At 64.6% G+C, this 24045-nt stretch carries 24 protein-coding genes and 2 pseudogenes; 14 read left to right on the top strand and 12 right to left on the bottom strand.

Annotated features, from left to right (window positions below; genetic code table 11):
- Positions 1 to 71: 71 nt before the first annotated feature.
- The 3 genes from IVB24_RS25300 to IVB24_RS25290 all read right to left on the bottom strand — a co-directional run bounded on the left by IVB24_RS25300 (position 72) and on the right by IVB24_RS25290 (position 3817).
- Complete coding sequence (locus IVB24_RS25300) at positions 72 to 1097, bottom strand: aldo/keto reductase (RefSeq protein ID WP_162308594.1); 1026 nt, start codon at positions 1095 to 1097, stop codon at positions 72 to 74.
- Between the two features lie 174 nt (positions 1098 to 1271).
- Positions 1272 to 2666, bottom strand: a complete 1395-nt coding sequence (locus IVB24_RS25295) for a methyl-accepting chemotaxis protein (RefSeq protein WP_247769433.1) — start codon at positions 2664 to 2666, stop codon at positions 1272 to 1274.
- Between the two features lie 194 nt (positions 2667 to 2860).
- Positions 2861 to 3817, bottom strand: coding sequence for a helix-turn-helix domain-containing protein (locus tag IVB24_RS25290; RefSeq protein ID WP_094977489.1), 957 nt, complete (start codon positions 3815 to 3817; stop codon positions 2861 to 2863).
- A gap of 194 nt (positions 3818 to 4011) precedes the next feature.
- On the opposite strand from IVB24_RS25290, the gene IVB24_RS25285 reads away from it, so the two are divergent.
- Positions 4012 to 5028, top strand: coding sequence for a carbon-nitrogen hydrolase family protein (locus IVB24_RS25285; protein ID WP_247769432.1), 1017 nt, complete (start codon positions 4012 to 4014; stop codon positions 5026 to 5028).
- A gap of 27 nt (positions 5029 to 5055) precedes the next feature.
- Positions 5056 to 6096 (top strand): phenylacetaldoxime dehydratase family protein, encoded by a 1041-nt coding sequence (locus tag IVB24_RS25280; RefSeq protein WP_247769431.1) that lies wholly within the window; start codon positions 5056 to 5058, stop codon positions 6094 to 6096.
- Here IVB24_RS25280 and IVB24_RS25275 read toward each other — a convergent pair.
- Positions 6093 to 6731 (bottom strand): HAD family hydrolase, encoded by a 639-nt coding sequence (locus IVB24_RS25275; protein ID WP_247774171.1) that lies wholly within the window; start codon positions 6729 to 6731, stop codon positions 6093 to 6095. The genes IVB24_RS25280 and IVB24_RS25275 overlap by 4 nt on opposite strands.
- A gap of 448 nt (positions 6732 to 7179) precedes the next feature.
- Here IVB24_RS25275 and IVB24_RS25270 point away from each other — a divergent pair, with 448 nt between their 5' ends.
- From IVB24_RS25270 to IVB24_RS25245, 6 genes are all read left to right on the top strand, one after another.
- Positions 7180 to 7377, top strand: a complete 198-nt coding sequence (locus tag IVB24_RS25270; RefSeq protein WP_244607412.1) for a hypothetical protein — start codon at positions 7180 to 7182, stop codon at positions 7375 to 7377.
- Positions 7378 to 7733: 356 nt separating this feature from the next.
- Positions 7734 to 8654 carry a class I mannose-6-phosphate isomerase gene (locus tag IVB24_RS25265; protein ID WP_247769430.1) on the top strand — a complete coding sequence of 307 codons (921 nt, stop codon included), beginning with the start codon at positions 7734 to 7736 and terminating at the stop codon, positions 8652 to 8654.
- A complete protein-coding gene (locus tag IVB24_RS25260) occupies positions 8651 to 10936 on the top strand; it encodes a glycosyltransferase family 4 protein (protein WP_247769429.1) in 2286 nt (761 codons plus the stop codon). The genes IVB24_RS25265 and IVB24_RS25260 overlap by 4 nt, the downstream gene beginning before the upstream one ends.
- Positions 10937 to 10971: 35 nt before the next feature.
- Positions 10972 to 12270: a glycoside hydrolase family 130 protein gene (locus IVB24_RS25255; RefSeq protein WP_247769428.1), complete on the top strand. Its 1299-nt coding sequence runs from the start codon at positions 10972 to 10974 to the stop codon at positions 12268 to 12270.
- A gap of 60 nt (positions 12271 to 12330) precedes the next feature.
- Positions 12331 to 12570, top strand: coding sequence for a hypothetical protein (locus IVB24_RS25250; RefSeq protein WP_244607411.1), 240 nt, complete (start codon positions 12331 to 12333; stop codon positions 12568 to 12570).
- 42 nt (positions 12571 to 12612) lie between these two features.
- Positions 12613 to 12813: a hypothetical protein gene (locus IVB24_RS25245; RefSeq protein WP_166469099.1), complete on the top strand. Its 201-nt coding sequence runs from the start codon at positions 12613 to 12615 to the stop codon at positions 12811 to 12813.
- 32 nt (positions 12814 to 12845) lie between these two features.
- On the opposite strand, the pseudogene IVB24_RS25240 reads toward IVB24_RS25245, so the two are convergent.
- Positions 12846 to 13561: pseudogene (locus IVB24_RS25240) on the bottom strand (hypothetical protein).
- A 15-nt stretch (positions 13562 to 13576) separates the two neighbouring features.
- On the opposite strand from IVB24_RS25240, the gene IVB24_RS25235 reads away from it, so the two are divergent.
- From IVB24_RS25235 to tsaA, 4 genes and pseudogenes are all read left to right on the top strand, one after another.
- Positions 13577 to 14614, top strand: coding sequence for a transglycosylase SLT domain-containing protein (locus IVB24_RS25235; protein WP_247769427.1), 1038 nt, complete (start codon positions 13577 to 13579; stop codon positions 14612 to 14614).
- 110 nt (positions 14615 to 14724) lie between these two features.
- Positions 14725 to 15463, top strand: a pseudogene (locus IVB24_RS25230) (AzlC family ABC transporter permease).
- Positions 15460 to 15810, top strand: a complete 351-nt coding sequence (locus tag IVB24_RS25225) for an AzlD domain-containing protein (RefSeq protein ID WP_166469101.1) — start codon at positions 15460 to 15462, stop codon at positions 15808 to 15810. Before IVB24_RS25230 ends, IVB24_RS25225 begins: the two are co-directional and overlap by 4 nt.
- Before the next feature lie 30 nt (positions 15811 to 15840).
- Positions 15841 to 16332 (top strand): tRNA (N6-threonylcarbamoyladenosine(37)-N6)-methyltransferase TrmO, encoded by a 492-nt coding sequence (gene tsaA, locus IVB24_RS25220; protein ID WP_094891917.1) that lies wholly within the window; start codon positions 15841 to 15843, stop codon positions 16330 to 16332.
- 13 nt (positions 16333 to 16345) lie between these two features.
- Here the strand turns inward: tsaA and IVB24_RS25215 are convergent, their stop codons facing one another.
- From IVB24_RS25215 to IVB24_RS25200, 4 genes are all read right to left on the bottom strand, one after another.
- The gene (locus IVB24_RS25215; protein ID WP_247769426.1) at positions 16346 to 16771 is read right to left on the bottom strand and encodes an HIT family protein; all 426 of its coding nucleotides are present in this window, start codon (positions 16769 to 16771) and stop codon (positions 16346 to 16348) included.
- A 65-nt stretch (positions 16772 to 16836) separates the two neighbouring features.
- Positions 16837 to 18075, bottom strand: a complete 1239-nt coding sequence (locus tag IVB24_RS25210) for a GNAT family N-acetyltransferase (RefSeq protein ID WP_140480086.1) — start codon at positions 18073 to 18075, stop codon at positions 16837 to 16839.
- A 120-nt stretch (positions 18076 to 18195) separates the two neighbouring features.
- Positions 18196 to 18942 carry a glycerophosphodiester phosphodiesterase gene (locus IVB24_RS25205; RefSeq protein WP_247769425.1) on the bottom strand — a complete coding sequence of 249 codons (747 nt, stop codon included), beginning with the start codon at positions 18940 to 18942 and terminating at the stop codon, positions 18196 to 18198.
- 5 nt (positions 18943 to 18947) lie between these two features.
- A complete protein-coding gene (locus IVB24_RS25200; protein ID WP_247769424.1) occupies positions 18948 to 19415 on the bottom strand; it encodes a RidA family protein in 468 nt (155 codons plus the stop codon).
- Positions 19416 to 19675: 260 nt separating this feature from the next.
- On the opposite strand from IVB24_RS25200, the gene IVB24_RS25195 reads away from it, so the two are divergent.
- Together IVB24_RS25195 and IVB24_RS25190 are read left to right on the top strand one after the other, a co-directional pair.
- Positions 19676 to 20536, top strand: a complete 861-nt coding sequence (locus IVB24_RS25195) for a cell envelope integrity EipB family protein (RefSeq protein WP_247769423.1) — start codon at positions 19676 to 19678, stop codon at positions 20534 to 20536.
- Between the two features lie 73 nt (positions 20537 to 20609).
- Positions 20610 to 21011 carry a RidA family protein gene (locus IVB24_RS25190; RefSeq protein ID WP_094977506.1) on the top strand — a complete coding sequence of 134 codons (402 nt, stop codon included), beginning with the start codon at positions 20610 to 20612 and terminating at the stop codon, positions 21009 to 21011.
- Positions 21012 to 21101: 90 nt separating this feature from the next.
- Here IVB24_RS25190 and IVB24_RS25185 read toward each other — a convergent pair whose 3' ends face one another.
- Genes IVB24_RS25185 through IVB24_RS25175 form a run of 3 tightly spaced genes read right to left on the bottom strand, consistent with a single transcriptional unit; the run spans position 21102 to position 24014 of the window.
- Positions 21102 to 21509 (bottom strand): ACT domain-containing protein, encoded by a 408-nt coding sequence (locus IVB24_RS25185; protein ID WP_247774170.1) that lies wholly within the window; start codon positions 21507 to 21509, stop codon positions 21102 to 21104.
- Positions 21509 to 22663: a DNA polymerase IV gene (locus tag IVB24_RS25180; protein ID WP_247769422.1), complete on the bottom strand. Its 1155-nt coding sequence runs from the start codon at positions 22661 to 22663 to the stop codon at positions 21509 to 21511. The genes IVB24_RS25185 and IVB24_RS25180 overlap by 1 nt, the downstream gene beginning before the upstream one ends.
- On the bottom strand, positions 22647 to 24014 hold the full coding sequence (locus IVB24_RS25175; RefSeq protein ID WP_247770902.1) for an IS30 family transposase: 1368 nt from the start codon (positions 24012 to 24014) through the stop codon (positions 22647 to 22649). Before IVB24_RS25175 ends, IVB24_RS25180 begins: the two co-directional genes overlap by 17 nt.
- Positions 24015 to 24045 lie beyond the last annotated feature (31 nt).

Below are 24045 nucleotides of genomic sequence, written 5' to 3'. Positions count from 1 at the left end.
CGGGGGCCTCGCGAGAAGGCACGGTGCCACGGATGCAATGCGCCGGCTTGATGCAGCTCAAGGGCTGGCCGCTACACCGCCGGCGGGTTGCGGTCGGTGAAGGTCGTGCGCTGGTGCCAGTAGGGATAGGGCAGCGTCACCTTGCTCGCCGCGTCGAGCTTTGCGATCTGGTCCTTGGTCAGGGACCAGCCGACCGCGCCGAGATTTTCGCGCAGCTGCGCCTCGTTGCGCGCGCCGATGATCAGCGTCGACACGGTGGGGCGCTGCAGCAGCCAGTTCAGAGCGATCTGCGTGACGCTCTTGCCAGTTTCCTTGGCGACTTCGTCGATGGCGTCGACGACGCGATAGACGTGCTCGTCCGGCACGGGCGGGCCGAACTCGGCGGTCTTGGGCAGGCGGCTCACCTCGGGCTTCGGCTGACCCCGGCGAAGCTTGCCGGTGAGGCGTCCCCAACCGAGCGGCGACCAGACCACGGCACCCAGCCCCTGGTCGAGGCCGAGCGGCATCAACTCCCATTCGTAATCGCGCCCGATCAGCGAATAATAGGTCTGGTTGGCGACGTAGCGCGGAAAACCGTGCTTGTCGGCGACAGAGAGCGACTTCATCAGGTGCCAGCCGGAAAAATTGGAAACGCCGACATAGCGGATCTTGCCGGCGCGCACGAGCACGTCGAGCGTCGAGAGGACTTCTTCGGGCGGAGTGAAGGCATCGAAGCCGTGAAGCTGGAACAGGTCGATGTAATCGGTGCCGAGCCGGCTCAGCGAAGCGTCGATGGCTGCGAGCAGATGCTGCCGTGACGAGCCGATATCGTTGGGGCCGTCGCCGAAGCGGAAGGTGGCCTTGGTCGAGACCAGCACCTTGTCGCGGCGGCCCTTGATGGCTTCGCCGAGCACCCGCTCGGACTCGCCGAGCGAATAGACGTCGGCGGTGTCGAACATCGACACGCCGGCCTCGAGGCAGATGTCCAGCAGGCGCCTCGCTTCGGTCGCATCCGTCGTGCCCCACGCCGCGAGGCGGCCGACGCCGCCGAAGGTGCCGGTGCCAAGGCTCAGAGCGGGCACCATGAGGCCTGACCGGCCCAAGCGTCGGTATTCCATCGATATGCTCCTTGGCTGAGCGCTGGTTGCGGCGCGCATCTGCGTTGTCCGATGGTAGCGCAGGGATTCAGCCCGGACCATCGCGTGCGCACATGGCGGCCCTGCGTTCAGTCGACGCGCTACGCCGTTGTGATTTGCAGGCTCGCGGCCGTGATCGCCGCGCGCGGCCGGACCTCAGCGACTAAGGTCGTCGAGAAGCCTGAGCACGTCCGTGGACGCCTCTTCGACGAGCGCGATTTCCCTGAGCGCGCCGGCAAGGTCGCCGTCCGCGAAGAGCTTCGCAGCCCGTTTTCCGTGGTCGTGAACGAGGGCGTGCGGCCTTTCGAGCGGTCGGAACGCCCGATGACTGCGCATCGTCAGAGATCCGTCGCCGTAGTACCATTTGCCCAATCGGCAGGAATGATGATCTGCGAGTTCGTCGGCCTTCAGCGTCACGCGGCCGATCGCCATGTCTGCGAGGCGCTTCTTCCAGATGACGTGGTCCGCCTTGGCGAGCCGCGGAATCTTGTTGTCGAAGGACAGGCCTGCAATGTCCTGAAGCTGCCTCCCGGCGATCCCTTGGGAGACGTCGAGCTGAGAGGAAATGCTCTTGATCTGATCGACGTTCGCCAGCGTCATGCGCGCAATCGCCGCGATGCCTTCGGCCACTTCGCGAGAGGCCTCGGTCTGCTGATTGAGGATGTTGGCGATCTCGTCCACGCCGCCCGTCAGGGTGACTGTCCGAGCTTCGACGCTGGACATCTCCTCGCCCAGTTGCGTAACGACGCCCTTGCTCTCGGCGGCCGCTGACTTGCAACCGGCCATGGCGGTCACGATGAGTTCGACCTCATCTCTCAGGCGTTGTATCCGCTCGCGAATGTCCTCGGTCGCCTTGCCGGTCTGTTGCGACAGTCCCTTGACCTCCGAGGCAACCACGGCAAAGCCACGTCCAGCTTCGCCGGCGCGTGCGGCTTCGATCGTCGCGTTCAGCGCCAGAAGGTTGGTTTGCCTCGCGATCGCGTCGATCGAGCCCACGATGGCGCCGATTTCTTCGGACGCCGCGCTGAGGGCCAGGATCTTGTCCGACGCGTCGTTCGCAGTCGCCTCTACGCGCTCCATCGCCTTCGATGCAAGCCGGACGGTGGACATTCCCTGTTCGGCGCCGACCTTCATCTGGGCGGCGCTTGCAGCCGCATCCTCCGCATTGGATCGGATCTGGCCCACCGAAGCGACCATCTCTTCGCTGGCAGCGGCAAGGGCTTGCGTGCGTTGGTCGACCTCGCCGCAGGCTGTGAGCATCCGGGCCGCGGAAATCGCGGTCTCATTGCTCTGGACGTTGAGATCCACGATGGCGTCGAGATTGTTCGAGGCGTCGCCGGCCAATCTGGCCGCGAGCTTCGAGACGGCCTTCGACAGGCGATCGTCTCCGCCGCAGCCGGGTGCGAGGAAATTGCCTTCGGTCAAGGCCTCGATGTACATCGCCAGAGCCTCGTCGCGGGCTTGCAACGCCGTCAGCTGGTCCGGCGCGGCATTAGATACTTTCAGTGCGGCGATCGAGCGCTTGCGGTCGGCACTGGCGAAGAGGGACATGCGGCTTTCCGGCAAAGCTTGGTGGACGAACCTCTTCATTTTAGGCGCTGAAGCTGAACGGCTCGTAAGCTTTCCTATCGGAATTCTGCAAATGGAGGGCGCTCGGCCGCGTGATGTCCCTAGGTGCGAGGCGCGCTGCATCGCAGCATCCGCCTTCGTGCCAGAGGTCGCCAAGGACGCTCCCCTGACCGATCTCAGTGACGCAGCTGGCTCTGCCTGAAATCGCGCGGCGACATGCCGAAATGGTCGCGGAAGACGCGGCCGAAATGCGAGAGGTCGTTGAAACCCCAGGCAAAGGCGATCTCGCTGATGTGGCGATGGACGAGCGCCGGCGAGGCGAGGTCGCGCCGGCATTGCGCAAGACGCTCGGCGAGGACGTAACGTTGGAACGAGGTCTGCTCGTCGGCGAGAAGGTCGTTCACGTAGCGCGGCGAGATGCCGAGCGCAGCCGCGGTGTCCGACAATGTAAGGTCGGGATCGGCCAGGTGGGCGCGGACGTGCGCCTTGAGCCGGTAGACCAGCGCGGAGCGGTGGGTCGAGGACGGCAGCGACGTCTTGCCGAGCCGCTCGCTCAGCGCCATCGCGAGCAGGTCGACGGCCTGTTCGGACAGAACGGCGGCATTGCCAGGGGCGAGGCCGTCGGCGCTCTGACAAAGCCGGAAGATGAAATCATAGGCGAGCCGCTCGAGCGGCGCGTCAGCGCCGAACGACATCGCCGTCAGGGTTTCACTGCCGCCGAGCCGTCGCCGCAACATCTCGTGCGGCACCTTGAAGATGGTCTGCGTAAAGGCGTCGTTGAACTTCAGCTCATAGGGACGTGTGGTGTCGTAGAGCGCGAACTCGCCGGGATGGATCACGGTCTCGCGGCCGTCCTGCACCACGCCGCCGTCGCCGCGATGGCCGAGCGCGACCAGGACGAAGTCCTGATCCGAACGCGCGATGCGGGAGGGCGTGCGGAAGACGTGCTGGCGGTCGGAGCAGACCTCGGAGCAGACGGCCTTGCCGAGCGGGACTTGCGTGACCGAACCGCGAAAGGCGCTGCCGAGATCGGACTTGCAGTCGAGCCCCACGAAGACGTCGCAGACGATGTCCTGCCAGAGCGCGAGCCGCCGATAGCCGGGGCTGCCGTCCGTCGTGAACTGGATTGGCATCTGGCGAGCCTCCCTTTTCCCCTCCAGCAAACCGCTCGTGGCGGATCCGGCATGACCGGAGGCAAATCCCGTACCGGGTCGAAATCCTGGCCGGTCGAGTTTTTGTTCCGCCGCGGTCGAGCGTCCGGTCGCGCGCTTTGGCCCAATAGACTGCATCGGAGACGGCTTCCGATCAACCGGCAATGGAGGCGGCAATGGGCATCGAACATCCGAAATACAAGGTCGCGGTGGTGCAGGCGGCGCCGGCCTGGCTCGATCTCGACGCCTCCATCGACAAATCGATCGCGCTGATCAAAGAAGCGGCCGAGAAGGGCGCCAGGCTGATCGCCTTTCCGGAGGCTTTCATCCCCGGTTACCCCTGGCACATCTGGATGGACTCGCCGGCCTGGGCGATCGGGCGCGGCTTCGTGCAGCGCTATTTCGACAATTCGCTGTCCTATGACAGCCCGCAGGCAGAGCGGCTGCGCGATGCCGTGCGGAAAGCAAAGCTCACCGCCGTGATCGGCCTGTCCGAACGCGACGGCGGCAGCCTCTATCTGGCACAATGGCTGATCGGGCCCGATGGCGAGACCATAGCCAAGCGCCGCAAGCTGCGGCCGACCCATGCCGAGCGCACCGTCTATGGTGAGGGCGACGGCAGCGATCTCGCCGTGCACGCGAGGCCGGACATCGGCCGCATTGGCGCGCTGTGCTGCTGGGAGCATCTTCAGCCGCTGTCGAAATACGCGATGTACGCCCAGAACGAGCAGGTGCATGTCGCGGCCTGGCCGAGCTTCTCGCTCTACGATCCCTTTGCGCCGGCGCTTGGCGCGGAGGTCAACAACGCCGCCTCGCGCGTCTATGCGGTGGAGGGCTCCTGCTTCGTGCTCGCGCCGTGCGCGACGGTGTCGCAAGCCATGATCGACGAACTCTGCGACCGGCCGGACAAGCACGCGCTGCTGCATGCCGGCGGCGGCTTTGCCGCGATCTACGGGCCCGACGGCAGCCAGATCGGCGACAAGCTGGCGCCGGATCAGGAGGGGCTATTGATCGCCGAGATCGATCTCGGTGCCATCGGCGTCGCCAAGAACGCGGCGGATCCGGCCGGTCATTATTCGCGCCCCGACGTGACGCGGCTGCTGCTCAACAAGAAGCGGTACCAACGCGTCGAGCAGTTCGCATTGCCGGTGGATGCCGTCGAGCCCACGGACATTGCCGCGGCGGCGAGCTGATCACCGGGATCGAGGGGAGGTACGATCATGGAATCTGCAATTCCTCAACATCTCGAGACTGAGCGCTCGCGCCACAAGCGCGTGCCGGATGATTACCAGCCGCCATATCCGTCTTTCGTGGCGCGCTACAAACCGGCCGTGAGCCGCGTCGTGATGGCTTACTTCGGCGTGCAGTATCGCGGCACTGCGCCGGCGGCCGCAACGGAGGCGCTGCTCGCGATCGCGAAGCGCTTCTCGGCGGAGAGCGGGCCTTCGCATTGGGATCGCGCGCGCTACGTCGACCAGGCTGGCCATGAGACCATCGTCTCGGTCGCCTATTGGGACGACATCGCACGCTTCGACGCCTGGTTCGAACCGGAACGCGCGGCATGGACCGGACGGCAGCGCGAGGGCGTCGGCACCTTCATCGAGGTGCTGCGTCCCGTTGTGGCGCGGCACGAGACGCTGTTCTCCTCGCCCGACCGGACCGAGGGTGTCGCCGCCATCGCCGGCGGCATGAGCGGGGAGGTGCAGGAGCACGCTTATTGGGGCGGCATGCGCGACCGTATTCCGCTGTCGCAAACCGACGCGATGGCGCCCGGCGGTAGGCGGGAGCTGATACGCGACGGTGCGCGGCTGCGGGTGGCGGCGCATGACAATCTCTGCCTGATCCGATCCGGACAGGATTGGAGCGATACCGAGGCGTCGGAGCGAAAGCTCTATCTCGACGACGTCGAGCCGGTGCTGCGCGAAGGCATGGATTTCCTGCGCGACGAGGGGCTTGCGATCGGCTGCTATGCCAACCGCTACATGCAGGTGCTTCAGGCCGATGGCAGCGTGAGCGAAAAGTCCTACGGCCAGAGCTGGTGGAAGAGCCTGGCGGCGCTGGAACGCTGGGCGGAATCGCATCCGACCCATGTCAGGATTTTCGGTGCCGCGATGAAATATCTGTCGACGCTCGGGCCGTCAGCCAGGCTGCGGCTCTATCACGAGGTCACGGTGGCAGCCGCGGACGAGCAGTTCTTCGAATACCGGGATTGTCACCCGAAGACGGGCATGCTGGCCGGGGTCGAGACGGTCGCCGCTTAGGCCATGCAATGGCCGAGCAGCTCGGGATGCGCGGCGCAGATGTGATGCGCGCCGGCGTCCCTGAGCTCGGCCTCGCTGCCATAACCATAGAGCACGCCGATCGCGGTCATGCCGTTGGTCCTGGCGCCGATCACGTCGTGGCTGCGGTCGCCGATCATGATCGCGCTGCCGGCATCGACCTTTGCTTCGTCGAGCGCGTAGCGCAGCAGGTCGCGCTTGTCGACGCGCGTGCCGTCGAGCTCGGAGCCGAACACACGCTCGAAATAGGGTTTCAGGCCGAAATGATCGACGATGCGGGTGGCGTAGACCGCTGGCTTGCTGGTGGCGACGAACATGCGCGGCGTCGTCGCGGCGAGTGTCGTCAGCGTGTCCACGATGCCGGCATAGGCCGCGTTCTCGAACAGGCCGATATCGGAAAAGCGCTCGCGATAGAGCAGTAGCGCGCGGTCGGCGAGTTCGTCGGTTCCTGTGAGTTTCTTGAGGCTGGCGTGCAGCGGCGGCCCGATGCACCAGGTCAGCTCGTCCTCGCTCGGCACCGCGACGTCCAGCCGCTCCAGCGCGTACTGGATCGAGCGCGTGATCCCCGGCTTCGGGTTGGTGAGCGTGCCGTCGAGATCAAAGAAGATTGTAACCATCACGGCAGGCCCAGGTTGAAAGCGCCGCCCCCCGTTGCGCGGGCGTGACGCATATGTGCGAATTGGCGGCTCCGAGTTCCTGCCACCGTGTTTGAACATCGCGACAGGTCTGACGAAGTACCGCCCAGACCGACGAAACGTGGCATGACGTAAACGAGGCGGGCAGGCGGCGCAACTCTGGACCTCCAATGAATGGCCCGTTACGCCGACATCGGGGGCTCGCTGACGTCGTACGGCACTTTAAAAGCTCGCTATTCGCAGAACCAAAGCGTAGGGTAACTGCATCACCGCCCTTCCCACGGCTTCCATCGGTGACTGAGGGTCACGAGCGCTCCCGCCGACTGAGGAGGAGGGTGCATGCCTCTATTTCGCTTGGCCGATTGGATCGTGCCGCCGGTGATGGTGCCGCTATTTCTCCTGCTCCTGGTAGCGGCGGCGGCTCTCCTGCATGGATAGGACGCCGCAACTGCAATATCTGGTTAGCGGTCGCGATCAAAGCGGCTATGTCAGCTTGAGCCGTGACACAACCAGTGCTGCCCTGAAGAAGGCGCGGGAACTTTTGCAGGAAGGCTATCTCGATGTGCGGATATGCACACCACAAGGCCGGCTGCTGCTATCTGACGAGTTCGATGGGTTCGAGACATGAGAACCCTCCTGGTCGCATTGGCGCTCGGCACGTTCGCGCAAGGTACGTTCGCACAAGGCGCGCTCGGCGCTGAATCCGATTGTCGCGCAATCGAAAGCTCGAGCGGACGGCTCGCCTGTTACGACGCCGCGTTTCCTCCGACATTGAAGAAGCCCAGTGCCGTGGAGAACGACCCATCTCGGCCTCCTTACAAGGACCCGTTCGTTGCAGAAGAGGCTCGAACCGCGGCGAAGCTGAAGAACATCTGCCGCGGTTGTTGAGGTCTGTTAACCAAGCAGCGCGGGCTTGGCAGACGGCCGATGGCGCGAACAGGCGCCATGAACAGGAGGATCTGCCATGCTTGAGTCGGACAACAGATGACCATCGAGCATGCCTCGGTAGAGATCGCTCGCAAACCCTGGGGCCGCCGCGATCTGCGACCCTGGAGCAGCATCGACGCTTCGGCTGATCCGGTCGGAGAGTTGTGGCTCGAGCGGACGGACAAGAGCGCGCCCAACCCGGCACTCCTACTCAAGCTGCTGTTCACCAGCCAGCCCTTGTCGATCCAGGTTCATCCGAATGATGCATTCGCGCGCTCCATCGGCTTGCCGAACGGGAAAACTGAAGCGTGGTACATCCTTTCGGCGCTGCCGGGCGCGCGGATTGCGTTGGGATTGAATCGGCATCTCACGCCGCAAGAGTTGCGCGAAGCGATCGGGGACGGCTCGATTGCGGACCTCGTGCAATGGCGTCCTGTGGCGCAAGGCGACGTCATCTTCGTTCCCGGCGGTACGATCCACGCGATCGGCGCCAATATCGTGCTCGCCGAAATCCAGCAGCGCAGCGACACGACATTTCGCCTGTTCGATTTTGGCCGGCATCGCGAATTGCACGAGGACAGCGTCGTGGCTGCCTCCGAAGCCGGGCCACCTCCGACACAACCGCCTCCGCGACGCCTCACCGATGCGCGACTGGTGCTGGTCGCGAGTTCGCATTTCGTTTTCGAGCGGATCGACCTTCGGGCGAATTCGCTTTGGGGACTCCAGACCGATCGGGAAGCCTGGATTCTCGTGATCGAGGGGGAGGGGCGCATCGGACGGGCAAAGGCAACGGTCGGGGACGCAATCTTCATGGAATCCGATATTGCCGGCATCGACGTTGGCTCAAGCGGGATGAGCATCCTGATCGCCTATCCGGGACCGGATCCAGTTGCATCCTTGCTGCAAGATCGCAGCGAACGCATGACACAACCCACCGACGCTCTCTCCGGCAGTGAAATCATCGAGGTGCTGACATGACGCCGCTCCGCCGTATCGCCGTCATCGGCAACTCGTTGCCTCGCCGGTGCGGAATTGCGACCTATACGACCGACCTGAAGAACGCGATATCGATTGCGCGCCCGGACCTGGAGGCTTGCATCGTGGCGATGACCGATCGCGGCCAGACCTATGATTATCCTCCGGCGGTCGCTTTCCAGATCAGGGATAACAATATCGAAGACTACATGCGTGCCGCGGATTTCCTCAATGCCGGTCAGTTCGACACCGTCTGCCTGCAGCACGAGTTTGGCATTTTCGGCGGTGAAGCCGGGGCCCACATCCTGGTGCTGCTGTCTCGCCTTGCCATGCCGGTGGTGACGACGTTCCATACGGTGCTGGCCAAACCGTCACCCGCGCAACGGACGGTGATGGAGCGCATCGTCGATGCGTCGTCGAAGGTCGTGGTGATGGCCCACAAGGGCCGCGAACTGCTGCACGATGTCTATCTGGTGCCCGACGACAAGATCGAGGTCATCCCCCACGGCATTCCCGATGTCGCCTTCGCCGAGCCCGATGCCGCGAAGGCCAGGCTCGGATTCGAGCAAAAATCGGTGATCCTGACATTCGGCCTGCTTTCGCCCAACAAAGGCATCGACGTGATGATCGACGCGATGCCTTCGATTCTGAGGCGCTGCGAGAACGCGGTGTACGTCGTGCTCGGCGCGACGCACCCCAACCTGGTTCGGAACGAGGGCGAAGCCTATCGCGAAGGCCTGATGGCGCGGGTCCGTGAACTCGGAATAGACGATCACGTCGTGTTCCTCGACCGGTTCGCCGATTTGGCGACGCTGCTCGAATTCATCTCGATGTGCGACGTCTATGTCACGCCTTATCTCAACGAGGCCCAGATGACGTCGGGCACCCTGGCCTACAGTTTTGGAATGGGGAAGCCGGTTGTCTCGACGCCATATTGGCACGCACGCGAGCTGCTTGCCGACGAGTGCGGAGTTCTGGTGCCGTTCGGCGACGCTGCAGCGATCGGCAGCGAGATCGCCAACCTGCTGACCGACGCCGCCCGCCGGCAGGCGATGTCTCGGCGTGCCTATGCGGCGAGCCGGATGATGACCTGGGAGCGGGTGGCTGAGCGCTACGCGGCCGTCTTCGAGACTGCACGGCAGGGACATAGGTTGAAGGTCTTCGTGCGCTCCGACGTGGGCGCGCCGGAACTACGTAGTCCCGCGCCGCCCGACATGCAGATCGGCTATTTTCTATCGATGTGCGACGACGTCGGCCTGTTCCAACATGCGGTACATTCGGTGCCCGATCGCGCGCACGGCTATTGCGTCGATGACAACGCGCGAGCGTTGCTTCTGGCTTGCGCTCTCAACGGTCCGGGCGAACGGCCGCTGCCGGATGTCCTGACGACCCGATTTGCAGCCTTCGTACAGCATGCCTGGAATCCCGACACCAGGCAGTTTCGCAACTTCATGGGCTTCGATCGAACCTGGCTCGAGGACAGGGGCTCCGAAGACAGTCACGGACGCACGCTATGGGCGTTGGGTGAGGCCGCGCGCGGAGACGCGAGCCCGGCCCGGCGCCTGTGGGCTGCTGCCTTGTTCGCCCAGGCATTGTCGATCGCGGAGAGCTTCCGCTCGCCCCGTGCGTGGGCGTTCATGCTGCTGGGTCTGGACGCCTACTGCGCCGTAGCGCCGGACGACGTTCGCGCCAGGGAAGTCCGGCATTCCCTGGCCGACAGGTTGATGTCCTGCCTGGCTTCGGTCGAGACCCCGGATTGGATATGGTTCGAGGAAGGGCTAGCCTACGACAACGCGCGATTGCCGCAGGCCCTGATCCTCACGGGTATGGCGACACAGATGCCTCGATATCTCGATGCCGGATTGAGGTCTCTGCGCTGGCTCATGACGCAGCAAACGACCGCGGCGGGCTATTTCCGGCCGGTCGGCACCGCTGGCTTCGGAGAGCAGCGGCAGTCCCCCCGTGCCTTCGATCAGCAGCCGGTGGAGGCAACGGCGACGATTGCCGCGTGTCTGGCCGCGTGGCGTGGCGACGGCGATGCCGAATGGAAAGCCATGGCCATCCGGGCCTTCGCCTGGTTTCTTGGCAGGAACGACCTCTCAGTGGCGCTGGCTGATCCGATCACCGGCAGTTGCCGTGATGGATTGCACCCCGATCGGGCGAACGAAAACCGCGGCGGCGAGTCGGTCGTTTGCTATCTCCTCGGACTTGCCGAGATGCGTCAGCTCGCGCGTGCCCACAGTCTGATGACAAAGCCCGCACCCTTGCGTGCCGTGGGCGCCTGAATTTCCCCCTCCCATGCAGCTAGCCGAGGACACCCGTGCCATACGCTTCTTTCCTAAACCGGCAGGCGCTTCACCTGCGGCCCGATCCAGCGCGGGTCATCGTGCGGCCGTTCAAGCCGGCAACCGAACCCCGCGACTTGAATCCGACCGACAAGATGCGCGCAAACCATATCGTCGACCGGGTTCTTGCGCTTAGTTCGGAAGCCGTCGCCGCGCAGCTGGCGGACGTCCTGGACAATTTCCAGGGGCGACATCGTAACCTCCTGGAGAGCTTCGAGGCCCGCGCCAACGAGATGGAAGATGCTTTCATGAAGCATGGCGCATTCTCAAAGACCCAGCGCCAGCTGGTCGGCGCCTATTTTCTCAGCGAGTATTCGTTCGAGGCGTCTGCCTTGTTCAACCCCAGCATCGTGCCACACCCCGACCAAACGGGGACGCCGCACGGGGCGGTACGCTTCATCATGAGTCTCCGTGCCATCGGCGAAGGCCACGTGTCGTCGCTGACGTTTCGAACCGGAACGATTGCGGTCGACGGAAGCCTGGCCGTCGATCCGACGGTGCGCCTTGCCTCGGTTCCCCGGATCAACCGTCGCATATCCGGTCCGGACGGCGAGTCCGTGGAATTGACGTTCAGGCCCGAGCAAGACCTCAGCGAGCGAGTCATCTTTCCCGTGACCGAATCCCAATCGAACGGCATCGAGGATGTGCGGTTTGTCAAATTCAACGACGGCGATCGGGAAGCGTACTACGCGACCTACACGGCTTACAGCGGTCGGGCGATTCGATCCGAGTTGATCGAGACCAGCGATTTCATGTCGTTTCGACTGACGCCTTTGAGGGGCGCTGCGGCACACAACAAGGGGATGGCGTTGTTCCCGCGCAAGATCGGCGGCCGCTATGCCATGATCGCGCGACAAGACAATGAGAACCTGTATCTGATCTATTCGGATGACCTCTACACGTGGGAAAGCGGCCAGCTCCTTCTGCAACCGCAATTTCCATGGGAGTTCGTGCAGATCGGCAATTGTGGGTCGCCGATCGAACTCGACGAGGGTTGGTTGCTGCTGACGCACGGGGTCGGGCCGATCCGCAAATACTCGATCGGAGCGGCGCTGCTCGACAAGCGTGACCCATCGAAGGTGCTGGCGCGTTCGAGCGAGCCGCTGTTGCGGCCTGAGCCGTCCGAGCGCGAAGGGTATGTCCCCAACGTCGTCTACACCTGCGGTGCGATGAGGCACAATGACCAGATCATCCTGCCATATGCCGTGTCCGACACCTTCTCCAGTTTCGCGACGATCAGAATTGCGGCGCTCATGGATGCGATGCGGCGCTGAGCGCGGCTTCGCAGTCGTTGACGTTACCTGGATCCATCAATCGGCAAAGGAGGCTTCGTGATGCGAGCAACAACCTACGTGGTGCAGGCATTCAATGCCGGCAAGGGTGGAAATCTGAAGGCCGACGCACCGATCGTCTGCAAATCGGAAAGTGGCGCTCTGCGAACCGCGGAGAGGCTGGCCTTGAGCAGGCTCGGTGTAGTTGGGTTCTCGTCCAGCGGCGATCCGGAAATGGGGGACTATGACGATGAACCCGTGGTGTTCTTCCGGAAGGGCGAGCTGCCGCCGGGCTTCGACTGAGAACTTGGTCGGGATCGAGCAGATCTGCGCAGAGGAGGCTCCATGAGCGAGCGACTTGAGACACTGAAGAAGGCCCGCGATCGCATGATCGAGGACAGGGACGCGCACGCGAAAGTGCTGGCGGCGCCTTTCGAGCGCGACACGGCCGAGCGGGCGCGCAACAAGTTCGTCGAATTTCAGGCGCTGATTGACGCCCTTGACCGCGCCATCAGCGGCGCAAGCCTGGTCCCGGTCAAAAATTAACAACGAAAGGCGAGACCGGCTGTCGCTTCAACTCAGTGAGCCGGGAGCATGCCAACCGCGGGCGTGCTCGCGTCATTGCTGCCAGGCCCATTCGCAGCGGCGTCCGCACCGGCCTGCGCTTCCCAGGCGGTGACTGCGGCCGTTGCGGCCTCCCGGAGCGCGGCGAGCAGGGATTGCGGCGCCGGTTCGGCGATGGCGACGCCGTTGTCGCGCATGCGCGCGTAATTATCGGAGGTGCGATGGGCCCATGGGGCGAACTGGCTTTGCTCGGTTTCTGCGGCCGCGGCCAGCACCTCGCGCTGCATCGGATCGGGCAGCGCGGTAAAGACGTCGCTGCGGACGAACGCGATCGAGACCGGCATCGCATAGTTGATGGCGGTGAAGTGCGGCAGGAAGTCCCAGAGCTTGCGCCCCGCGCCGCCGTCGCCGGAGGTGAGGAACGCGTTCAGCCGATGCTCCTTCAAACCCGCAAGCGCGGCATCTCGCCGGAATTGATCTTGAGCCGGTTGTCGAAGGCGTTGGTCACGGTCACGAAGCCGTTCGTGCGCTCGGAAACCCGGCTGGCAAAGGTGGTGAGCCCGATCCCGGAGATGTTATTCTCGGGGTATTCCGTGGTCATTTGCCAGGTGACCTGAGAGGTGACCTGAGCGACCGCCGGTGCGAGGCTCAGCACCAGTGCGACAAGGGCGAATATGACGCGGATCCGTTTGGCGGGGTAACGCATTGGGAGAGACAGGTCAGGCAGCATAGAACTCATCGAACCATGGCAGGATGCCACGACTGGGCAGATCACCTTGTTGCATGCCGCACCGGGGCGCGCCACAGCGCCGCCTACCCATGGTTGAGGCGGATTGCATGGCCCGTGATCGCTGCGCTGCTCGTCTCGTCGATTCCGGCACTGGCGGCGGATGATCCGCCCGCAAAGCCCGACACGGCGGTGCCGAGCGCCGAGGAGCCCGCGAAACCGCCGGAGAAATCCGAGGCGCGCGAGAGCGACACGCGGGAGTCGATCTGCCTGATCGTGGAGGCCGCCGCGCGCGATGCCAATCTCCCGCTGGAATTCTTCGCCCGGGTGATCTGGCAGGAAAGCCGCTTCCAGGCCGATGCGGTCGGTCCCACGACACGCAGCGGCGCGCAGGCACAGGGGATCGCGCAGTTCATGCCGGGCACGGCAAGCGAGCGCGGGCTGCTCAATCCGTTCAATCCGGTGCAGGCATTGCCGAAATCGGCGGAATTCCTCAACGAGCTGCGCAACCAGTTCGGCAATCTCGGTCTTGCCGCGGCGGCGTACAATGCCGGCCCGCGGCGCGTGCAGGAATGGCTCGCCGGCACCGGCGGAATGCCGGAGCAGACCCGCAACTACGTCCTCGCCATCACCGGCACGAGCATCGATGCCTGGGCCAAGGCAGGTGCCACCGGCAAGGGACCGCCGAGCGCGCCGCCGACGAGCTGCCGAGACCTGATGGCGCTGCTCAAGCGCGCGCCGAATGCCTTTGTGGCCGAGCTCGAGCAGCACGTCGAGCTTGCGGCCGCAAAGGCCTGGGGCGTGCAGCTCGCCGCCGGCTTCGACCGCAACAGGGCGCTGGCGATGTATTCCCGGGCGGTCACGCGGCTCGGCGCCGCGATCGGCGAGCGCGATCCGAGCCTGCTGAGTTCGGTGATGCGCAGCCGCGGCACGCGTGCGTTCTATCAGGTCCGCATCGGCGCAGACACGCGCAGCGAGGCGGATGATCTCTGCAACCGGATCAGGAAGGCCGGCGGGGCGTGCTTCGTGCTCAAGAACAAGGGTGTGAGCGGGTAGGGCGGCGGTGGGGGTGTCGCGCATGCCAGCCCCGCCACGCGGTTCCTTGACGCGAGCCGCCGTATTGCCCGTTATGCGGGCACGATTCCGCAACCCATCCAAAAAGCTCCGTGGCACTTCCTCCACTCGACTCACCGCAATGGAATAGTTCCTGGCTTGCCTTCGGCTGGGGTCTGCGCTCGGTCACGCAGACGATCCTCACGCTCGTCCTGTTCGCGACCTATCTCGGTATCGGCGCGCTCGCTCACGACACCCATTTCAGCCTGCTCTGGGCGCTGTGCTCGACGCTGTTCGTCTGGGCCGGTCCGGCGCAGATCATCCTGATCACCACGCTCGGCTCCGGCGCCACCATCATCCAGTCGGCGATCGCGGTCACCGTCAGCGCCATCAGGCTGTTTCCGATGGTGGTCGGTGCTGCCCTTGATGCGCACGCCGACCACCAGGCGGCGTGAGTTGTTCTTCGCGGCGCATCTCACGGCCGTGACGCTGTGGGTCGAATGCCATCGATTCCTGCCGCTTGTGCCGCGCGAGCGGCGGATCGCCTTCGTCAACGGACTTGGCTTTGGTCTGGTCTCGGTGTGTCTCACCGCCAACACGGTGGGCTATTTCCTCGCCGCCAACCTGACGCAGACGCTTGGCGCCGCGATCCTGATGCTGACGCCTCTGTCCTTCCTGTTCTCGACCGCGCGCAACAGCCGCGAAGCCGCCGACGTGGTCGCGCTGGCGCTCGGTGTCTTGCTCTATCCGCTGGCCGCGAAGATGAACTCCGGCGTCGACATCCTCGTCAGCGGGCTCGCGGCCGGTACGATCGCCTATGGCGTGCACTGGTGGCGGGAGGTGCGCGCATGAGCTACGCGCAGCTCATCGGCGACTGGCAGGCGCTCGTCGTGCTGTTCGTCGCCGGCGTCGTTCCCAACCAGATCTGGCGCATGCTCGGCCTGTGGTTCGGCGGCGGCATCGACGAGGGCTCCGAGCTGCTGGTCTGGGTGCGGGCGATTGCAACCGCGATCCTGGCCGGCGTCATCGCCCAGATCGTGGTGGAGCCGCCGGGCGCGCTCGCAAGCGTGCCTGATACCCTGCGCTATGGCGCCGTCGGCGCCGGCCTCGTCGTGTTCCTGCTGACCCGCCGCTCGATCTTCGCGGGTGTCGTGACCGGCGAAGTCTTCATGCTGGCCGGCAAGTGGTGGTTGGGCTAAAACCCTGCCCACCAGCAAGGAATCGGAAATATGGTTCGCAAGAACGAGCTCCGCGAGGGCGAGGTCGCCATCGAGCTGCCGCCCGCGCAGGATGCCGGCCTGGTCTTCATTGGCCGCGTCCGCACGCCCTGGACCTCGCGGATGGAGACGCCGCGGCAGGGACGTCAGGACGGCCCGATTTGCCGGCTCGAGATCTTCGAGCCGTTCGTGCCGGCGATCAAGGGCGTGGATTTCTACAGCAATCTCGAAGTGCTTTACTGGCTCGACCAATCGCGCCGCGACATCATCCTGCAAAGCCCGAAGAACAACGAGAAGACCCGCGGCACCTTCTCGCTGCGCTCGCCGGTGCGTCCCAATCCGATCGGCACTTCGATCGTGAAGCTCGTCGGCATCGAGGGCAACGCGATCCTGGTACGCGGGCTCGATTGTCTCGACAACACGCCGCTGATCGACATCAAGCCCGATCGCTGCGAGTTCACGCCGCTGGCGGCGCCGCAGAAGGGCGATTTCGAGACGGAATGACGCGTGGATAGAGCTACCCCTTCAACGCCGCGATCAGCTTCGCCGCATGCTCTTCCAGCACCTTGGCATCTTCCTTGCGGCTGGCGGGCGGCAGCATGGCCACGCCGTCATGGCGCGGCATCACATGCATGTGCAGGTGAAACACCACCTGCCCACCGGCGGGCTCGTTGAACTGCTGGATGGTGATGCCGTCGGCCTTGAAAGCCTGCATTGCGGCGGCGGCGATCTTGTGCGCGCCGCGGGCGACGTTGGCGTAGTCGTCGGGCTTGATGTCGAGGATGTTGCGGGCAGGAGCCTTCGGGATCACCAGCGTGTGGCCGGGCACGCGCGGCATGATGTCGAGGAAGGCGAAGACGTGCTCGTCCTCGTAGATCTTGGAGCAGGGCAGCTCGCCGCGCAGGATTTTTGCGAAGATGTTGTTGGTGTCGTAGGCGGTCATGTGGGCGGCTCCCGAGAAACTTGCGCTTGGATTTTGCGCTTACTGTCACCAGCCGCAGCAAACCGTCAAGGCGCCTCGTCGATGCCTTTGCGGAACGGCCCGAGCTCGGCGAGCTCCCGTCCCGCCTCGGCGACGTAGGCGCGCTCCCGCTTGAGGTAATCGTCGATGGCGCGGCGCAGGCCGGGATCGGCGATGAAGTGCGCGGAATGGGTTGTGCGCGGCAGGTAACCGCGCGCGATCTTGTGCTCGCCTTGCGCGCCGGCCTCGACATGGGTGAGGCCGCGTTTGATGGCGAAGTCGATCGCCTGGTAATAGCAGACCTCGAAATGCAGGAACGGGTGATGCTCGACGGCGCCCCAGTTGCGGCCGAACAGCGTGTCCGAGCCGATGAAGTTGATCGCGCCCGCGATCCAGCGTTCGTTGCGGCGGGCCATCACCAGCAGCACGTCCTCGCTCATGGTCTCGCCGATCAGCGAGAAGAATTCGCGTGTGAGATAAGGCCGGCCCCATTTGCGCGAGCCGGTCTCCATGTAGAATTCGAAGAAGGCGTCCCAGGCATCCTCGGTGATGTCCTTTCCCGTCAGCCAGTGGATGGTGATTCCAGCGGGGAGCGCATCGCGCCGCTCGCGCTTGATCGATTTGCGGTGGCGCGAGTTCAGGGTGCTGAGGAAGTCATCGAAGCTCGCAAAGCCCTCATTGCGCCAGTGGAACTGCTGGTCGGTGCGCTGCAGGAAGCCGTGGTCGGCGAGCAGCTTCCATTCGTCCTCGCGCGCGAAGGTGACGTGAACGGAGGAGGCCTTGCTGACGCCGCATAGCGCCACGAGGCCGCTCGCCAACGCGTCCATGATCCGCTCGCGATCCACGCCGTCGCGGACCAGCAGGCGCGGGCCCGTCGCCGGAGTGAAGGGAACCGAGACCTGGAGCTTCGGATAGTAACGCCCGCCGGCGCGCTCATAGGCGTCGGCCCAGCCGCGGTCGAAGACGTACTCGCCTTGCGAATGCGATTTCAGATAGCAGGGCACGACCCCGGCGACGCGGCCATCGACCTTGGCCACGAGGTGCCGCGGTCCCCAACCGGTGCGGATAGTAGCCGAACCCGATATCTCGACGGCCGAGAGAAAGGCGTGTGAGACGAACGGGTTATAGGCGGGTTTTGAGAGCCCAATGGAATCGCCTGGAAGGGTGGATGAGGTTCCCGCGCCAAGCCCACATTTGCTGCTGGGATTGGCGCAGGCGTCCCAATCTTCGGCAGACACCTCGCCAATGGAAGGTACGGCCTCGAGCGTGATTTCAGATGATGCCATCGTCGTCCAAGATCGTGCATTGCAGCAGCGACTTCAAGGGGGCGAGGGCTGGTACTCTCGTGCCCCGGCTCAGCGCGGCAACGCTTGCGCGTTGCGGCTTGTCCGGGACGCGAGCGAGGCCTACGGCACGAACCCCTCAAAGATCATCTGATCGGCATATTGCCCGACCCGCGTCCGCTGCTCCGTGGTGCGAACGGTCCAGCCGAGCAGGGCACAGCCGAAGACGTTGCGGGCGATCCAGGGGGCGGGGGCCGGGAGGTCGTCGACCCTGAAGGCGACGAAGTGGGGCCGGGTCTGAAAGCCGTGGCGCAGGTACAGCATGCTGTCGCGCTGCGGCTGCGTGAGCTTGGCCCAATAGTCGTCCTCATAGGTCCGCTGCGCGACGATGCCGCGCGGGCGGGAGGGCAACAGCTCGCGCAACGCCAGCACCTGGTCGGGATCGAAGGACATGCCGACGGCGCGCCCCTGATAGGCCGCCAGCACCTCGGCCATCCGCTTCACAAGCTTGCGGTCGCCGTCAAAATGGCTCTTCACCTCGATCACCAGCGGCACGCGGCCGGCGACCATGGCGCAAAGGTCGGAGAGCGACATCATTCGCTCGTCCGTGTCTTTGAATTTGACCGCCTTCAGCTCCGCGGCGGTCTTCGACACCACCTCGCCGGTGGCCTCGGTGAGTCGGCCGAGCGCATGGTCGTGATGCACCATGGCCTCGCCGTCGGCGGAGAGCTGAATGTCGACCTCGATCGAGAAATTGCCCGCAATCGCAGCCTGCACCGCGCCCGGCATGTTCTCGACGATGCCACGGGAAATGTCGTGCAGGCCGCGATGGGCGACCGGCCGGGTTGTCAGCCAATCCGGAGCGCGCATGCTCGTCAGGCGACCTCGAACACGCCCTCGACCTCGACCGCCGCGTCCGCGGGCAGCGAGGCGACACCGACCGTGGTGCGGGCGTGGCGGCCCTTGTCTCCGAAGGCCGCGACCATCAGGTCGGAGGCGCCGTTGAGCACCTTCGGTCCGTCCAGGAAGTCCGGCGCCGAGTTGATGAAACCGCCGAGGCGAACCACGCGCACCACCTTGTCGAGGTCGCCCAGCGCCGCCTTGACCTGGGCCAGCAAATTGACCGCGCAGCCGCGGGCTGCCGCAGCGCCGTCCTCGATGGAGACGCCGGCGCCCAGCTTGCCCTTGGCGATCAGCTTGCCGGAGGGGTCGAAGCAGACCTGGCCGGAGACGAACAGCAAATTGCCGGTGCGCACGAAGGGCACGTAATTGGCCACGGGGGTGGGGGCCTCGTGCAGCTTGATGCCCTGTTCCGCCAGCTTTTGCTCGACCGTGCTCGCCATGTTCGCCCTCGTTGTCCAGAAATTCCATTCGCCCCGGCGCATCCGTCGGAGGCCGGCCTTGCCCTGTTTCGCCCATCGTGCCGCCACATGCAAGCAACCCGCGAGAGGCTGCCTTTTGCCGAGGCGAGGCCGCAGGTTCAACGGCAGGGCCGCAACTTTACGTGAAACGGCCTCAGTTGCGACGCAATGGAACGGTCATTAAAATGTCGAATCTGCGCATGCCCAAGGATTACCCAAGGACGCGTCTCCAAGGATCAGACATGGTGCACCTTTTCCGGACTTCGCTCTGTGTCATGGCGCTCGCCGCGGCCAGTTTGGGCCTTGGCGATTTAGCCCTTGGCGGCGCCGCACAGGCCGCCAATGGTCCGTTCCTGGCGCATCAGGCGCTCTACGACCTGAGCTTGGTGAAATCGCGCTCCAACTCGGTCAACAGCGCGCGCGGCCGCATCCTCTACAACTTCACCGGAAGCTCGTGCGAGGGCTACACTTCCGAATTCCGCCAGGTCTCCGAGCTCGACAGCGGCGAGGGCAAGGTCACGCTCAGCGACCTCCGCTCCAACTCCTGGGAAGATGCCGCCGGCAAAAGCTACCGCTTCAAGATCGAGACCCGCATGAACGAGGCGGATGCCGGCCGCGTCGATGGTTCGGCCGAGCGCGACGGCGACCACATCAACGTCAAGCTGAAGCTGCCGGCGCCCAAGAGCTTCACCCTCGACGGCAAGATCGTATTCCCGACCGAGCAGATCCAGCGCATCATCGCCGCCGCCAAGGACGGCAAGTCGCTGCTCGAACTCTCCGTCTATGACGGCTCCGACGATGGCCAGAAAGTCTACAACACGCTGACCGTGATCGGCCAGCCGATCCCCACCGACCGCGCCGCCTCGCCGGATCCGTCGACCTCCGACGAGCACATGAAATCACTGAAGCGCTGGCCCGTCACGGTCAGCTATTTCGACCGCGAGGCCCAGCAGAAAGAGGGCGAGCAGACGCCGGTCTATGCGATGTCGTTCGAGCTCTACGAGAACGGCGTCTCGCGCCAGCTCATGCTCGACTACAACGATTTTGTGATTTCGGGCGCGATGGGGAAATTCGACGTGAAGGACAGCAAGCCCTGTAATTGAGGGCGAAACGTCTAGCCCTTGTGGCACTCTCCGGCTACGCTCGCTCCCAACCACAAACTCCGGGAGCAAGCCCATGCCCAAGCTCGACCATCTCCGTCCCAGCGGCCTTCACAACAATCCCGCTTATTCCCACGTCGTGACCGCCACGGGCGCACGCACCATTTACATCTCCGGCCAAGTGGCTGTGGACGAGGAGGGGCGGATCGTCGGCGAAGGCGATATCGCCGCGCAGACCACGCAGGTGATGCAGAATCTCGGGCACGCGCTGAAGGCGGCCGGCGCGAGCTATTCCAACATCGTGAAGATCACGACCTTTGTCGTGAACTACAGACCGGAGCTGCGCCCGATCATCGGCAAGGCCCGCTCGGCCTTCTTTGAGGGCATGGAGCCGCCGGCCTCGACCCTCGTCGGCGTCTCCGCGCTCGCCGCCCCGGAATGGCTGATCGAGATCGAGGCGATCGCGGTCGCGGATTGAGGTCGTAGCCCGGATGGAGCGTAGCGTAATCCGGGAAGCCTGCCACTGAGGCTGCTCCGCCCCGGATTGCGCTGCGCTCCATCATCCGGGCTACAAGGGCTTCGCATCCGACATCTCTTGCAGCAGCAACATCACTTCGTCGGCTCTGTCAGCAGGCACGAACAGATGGTCATGATGAAAGGCCGAAACCGCATTCACGCTGATGCCGGCTTCGGCCAGACGCGCCGTGATGGCCGCCAGGAAGCCGACCGCATCGAGCGCGGAGTGAACCGTCAGGGTGATCAGGCGTGAAGGGAATGCGTAGCGTAGTCCTGCGGCCTCAGCCTCTTCGCGAGGCATCACGAGCGTCGTTCCTTCCTGCTCGCGGAACATCAGCAGCGGATTGAGTGCTGCGGAAACGCCTTCGTTCGCCGCGATCGTGCAGAACACGAAAGTGCCCGGCCGCAGCTCCGGCTTCATGTGTCTCAGCAGCGCGGTGAGGTCACGTTCGCCTGTCATCACTCCTGCGCTTTCTCCGGCCCGTCATACGCAATGCCGCGGATCACTGCGGCACTGCCGAATTTCTTGCGCAGGCTGTCGACCGCGCGCTCGGCATGGGCGGCGCGGCGGTCGAGCATGTCGGTGTCGTCGGCGGGGGAGCTCTCGTGCAGCGCGCTGACGCCGGCGCCCATCAGGCGGAAGGCGGTGCCGTCGATCTCTTTCGCCAGCATCTCGCGGCAGATCGCGAAGATCTTTGCGGCGAGCTGGGTCGGCGCCGCAATCGATTGCGAGCGGGTGCGCTGGCGGAAATCGGCGGTCTTGAGCTTCAGCGTGACGGTCGAGCCGCCGAGCTCGCTGCTCTTCAGCCGCGACGAGGTCTTCTCGCAAAGACGCCACAGGATCTTCTCCAGCGTCGCGAAATCGCGGATGTCGGTCTCGAAGGTGGTCTCGCTGGAAATGGTCTTGGCGCCCCGGTCGGGCTCGACGCGGCGGTCGTCGATGCCGCGCGCGAGCCGCCACAGCCGGCGGCCGTCGCTCGGAAATTGCCGCATCATCTCGATCTCGTCGGCCTTCTGCAGGTCGGCGATGACGCGGAAGCCGCGCTGCCCCAGGCGCTCCTGGGTGGCGGGGCCGACGCCGAAGATGAAGCCGACGGGCTTCTCGGCAAGCATCGATCGCGCTTGCTCCTGGTCGAGCGCGGCGAAGCCGCGGGGCTTGTCGAGGTCGGAGGCGATCTTGGCCAGGAACTTGTTGCAGGACAGGCCGACCGAGACGGAGATGCCGATATCGCGTTCGACCTCGCGGGCAAAGCGCGCCAGCACCTTGGCCGGGATCATTCCGTGCACCCGCTCGGTGCCGGAGAGATCGAGAAAGGCCTCGTCGATCGAGAGCGGCTCGACCAGCGGCGTCAGTGCCTGCATGGCCTGCCGCACCTCGCGACCGACGCGGACGTACTTTGCGATGTCCGGCGGGATCACGGTCGCGTGCGGACAGGCTTCCAAGGCTTTGAACATCGGCATGGCCGAGCGCACGCCGTAGGTGCGCGCGATGTAGCAGGCGGCCGAGACCACGCCGCGTTTTCCCCCGCCGATGATGACCGGCTTGTCGGCAATGTCGGGATTGTCGCGCTTCTCGACCGTCGCATAGAAGGCGGATTCAACCGTTCGTCGCAACAGTCTGTGTATCGCTCACTTGGAGCAGTTCGTCGAGGGTTTCTGCCGGTGTTTTCCAGCCGAGGGTTTTCCGGGGCCTGGTGTTAAGTGCAAGAGCCACGGCCTCGAGATCGTCGGCATCATGCATGCTGAGATCCGTCCCCTTTGGAAAGTACTGGCGCAACAACCCATTCGTGTTCTCGTTGGTGCCGCGCTGCCACGGGCTATGGGGGTCGCAGAAGTAGACCTGCACGCCTGCATCAATCTTCAGACGCGCGTGCTGAGCCAGCTCAGCTCCTTGATCCCAAGTTAGAGACCGCCGCAGTTGCTCGGGCATGGTGAAGATTGCGCGGGTGATGGCGTCGCGCACGGCCTCAGCGCCATGTCCGGCGAGTGCAGGTCCGTTCTTCACGCGAGCTTCCTGTTTCTGACCGGTCATGCGCGGCAGATGCAGCAGAATGGTAAAACGGGTCGTGCGCTCCACCAAGGTGCCGATCGCGGAACTACCAAGCCCCATGATGAGGTCACCTTCCCAGTGACCCGGCACAGCTCGATCGGCGGCTTCCGCCGGACGTTGACTGATCATGATCTCGGAAGGAATGAAGCTTCTGCCTTTGCAGGCGCGCGCCCTCGGCATCCGCAAGACCCGCCCGGTGCGCAAGCAGGCCGTCAGTTCGCGGCGCAAAGCTCCTCGACCCTGCACATAAAGTGCCTGATAAATTGCTTCGTGACTGATGCGCATCGTCTCATCCTCGGGAAAGTCGAGCCGAAGACGCCGAGAAATCTGTTCCGGGCTCCATGCCCTCGCCCAGCGTCGGTTTTGCCGATGCACGGCCCGGCGTCCCTTCCACACGACCTTCGGACCAACGAGGGGCAACCCGTCTGGCTTGGCGATCATACCGGCAAGCCTGTCCTGCACATAATCCCGCAGGGTCGGGTTGATTGCCAACTTCGCCAACTTGGGCCGTCGGGCGGACCGATCAGCGTGCCATTGGGCCGTGGTCGCTCGGTACTCTGGAGCGCCGCGGCGGCGCGCCACATTGCGCCGGAGCTCACGAGAGATCGTGCATGGAGGCCGACCGAGCTGACGAGCGATGGCTCGCACCCCATGCCCCTGCGCACGCAAGATGGCAATCTCCTCACGTTCGGCAAACGACAGATAGCGCGCCGACGGAGGTTTGGACGATCGCGACAAATGTGTTGGCGGCATACCGCCCGCCCTCCGGAACCAGCGTACTCCGACCGACGGCGACACCCCGGCCTCAACTGCAGCATCCCCGCTCGATCGTCCCAAGGCAATCGCAGCCCAGAACGGTCTGTAATCCTCTCGAAGCGCCTCTCGAGCACGACCTGCCCGCACACCCTTCTCCATCGCAACCTCCTTGTTAGACTGTTGCGACGAA

It is taken from the genome of Bradyrhizobium sp. 192 (assembly GCF_023100965.1).
Taxonomy (GTDB): Bacteria; Pseudomonadota; Alphaproteobacteria; order Rhizobiales; family Xanthobacteraceae; genus Bradyrhizobium; species Bradyrhizobium symbiodeficiens.
Note: the sequence above shows the minus strand (reverse complement) of the source record. Positions and strands in the feature narration are given on the sequence as shown.

What these genes read in the sequence shown, in the direction of transcription:
- IVB24_RS25200 (WP_247769424.1), bottom strand. Translation starts at nt 19,415, where the DNA reads ATGGCGAGCACGGTCGAGCAAAAGCTGGCGGAACAGGGCATCAAGCTG.
- IVB24_RS25195 (WP_247769423.1), top strand. Translation starts at nt 19,676, where the DNA reads ATGGTGCACCTTTTCCGGACTTCGCTCTGTGTCATGGCGCTCGCCGCG.
- IVB24_RS25235 (WP_247769427.1), top strand. Translation starts at nt 13,577, where the DNA reads ATGGCAGGATGCCACGACTGGGCAGATCACCTTGTTGCATGCCGCACC.
- IVB24_RS25260 (WP_247769429.1), top strand. Translation starts at nt 8,651, where the DNA reads ATGACGCCGCTCCGCCGTATCGCCGTCATCGGCAACTCGTTGCCTCGC.
- IVB24_RS25275 (WP_247774171.1), bottom strand. Translation starts at nt 6,731, where the DNA reads ATGGTTACAATCTTCTTTGATCTCGACGGCACGCTCACCAACCCGAAG.
- IVB24_RS25185 (WP_247774170.1), bottom strand. Translation starts at nt 21,509, where the DNA reads ATGACAGGCGAACGTGACCTCACCGCGCTGCTGAGACACATGAAGCCG.
- IVB24_RS25280 (WP_247769431.1), top strand. Translation starts at nt 5,056, where the DNA reads ATGGAATCTGCAATTCCTCAACATCTCGAGACTGAGCGCTCGCGCCAC.
- tsaA (WP_094891917.1), top strand. Translation starts at nt 15,841, where the DNA reads ATGGTTCGCAAGAACGAGCTCCGCGAGGGCGAGGTCGCCATCGAGCTG.
- IVB24_RS25295 (WP_247769433.1), bottom strand. Translation starts at nt 2,666, where the DNA reads ATGTCCCTCTTCGCCAGTGCCGACCGCAAGCGCTCGATCGCCGCACTG.
- IVB24_RS25270 (WP_244607412.1), top strand. Translation starts at nt 7,180, where the DNA reads ATGGATAGGACGCCGCAACTGCAATATCTGGTTAGCGGTCGCGATCAA.
- IVB24_RS25175 (WP_247770902.1), bottom strand. Translation starts at nt 24,014, where the DNA reads ATGGAGAAGGGTGTGCGGGCAGGTCGTGCTCGAGAGGCGCTTCGAGAG.
- IVB24_RS25225 (WP_166469101.1), top strand. Translation starts at nt 15,460, where the DNA reads ATGAGCTACGCGCAGCTCATCGGCGACTGGCAGGCGCTCGTCGTGCTG.
- IVB24_RS25245 (WP_166469099.1), top strand. Translation starts at nt 12,613, where the DNA reads ATGAGCGAGCGACTTGAGACACTGAAGAAGGCCCGCGATCGCATGATC.
- IVB24_RS25265 (WP_247769430.1), top strand. Translation starts at nt 7,734, where the DNA reads ATGACCATCGAGCATGCCTCGGTAGAGATCGCTCGCAAACCCTGGGGC.
- IVB24_RS25290 (WP_094977489.1), bottom strand. Translation starts at nt 3,817, where the DNA reads ATGCCAATCCAGTTCACGACGGACGGCAGCCCCGGCTATCGGCGGCTC.
- IVB24_RS25210 (WP_140480086.1), bottom strand. Translation starts at nt 18,075, where the DNA reads ATGGCATCATCTGAAATCACGCTCGAGGCCGTACCTTCCATTGGCGAG.
- IVB24_RS25215 (WP_247769426.1), bottom strand. Translation starts at nt 16,771, where the DNA reads ATGACCGCCTACGACACCAACAACATCTTCGCAAAAATCCTGCGCGGC.
- IVB24_RS25205 (WP_247769425.1), bottom strand. Translation starts at nt 18,942, where the DNA reads ATGCGCGCTCCGGATTGGCTGACAACCCGGCCGGTCGCCCATCGCGGC.
- IVB24_RS25190 (WP_094977506.1), top strand. Translation starts at nt 20,610, where the DNA reads ATGCCCAAGCTCGACCATCTCCGTCCCAGCGGCCTTCACAACAATCCC.
- IVB24_RS25285 (WP_247769432.1), top strand. Translation starts at nt 4,012, where the DNA reads ATGGGCATCGAACATCCGAAATACAAGGTCGCGGTGGTGCAGGCGGCG.
- IVB24_RS25300 (WP_162308594.1), bottom strand. Translation starts at nt 1,097, where the DNA reads ATGGAATACCGACGCTTGGGCCGGTCAGGCCTCATGGTGCCCGCTCTG.
- IVB24_RS25250 (WP_244607411.1), top strand. Translation starts at nt 12,331, where the DNA reads ATGCGAGCAACAACCTACGTGGTGCAGGCATTCAATGCCGGCAAGGGT.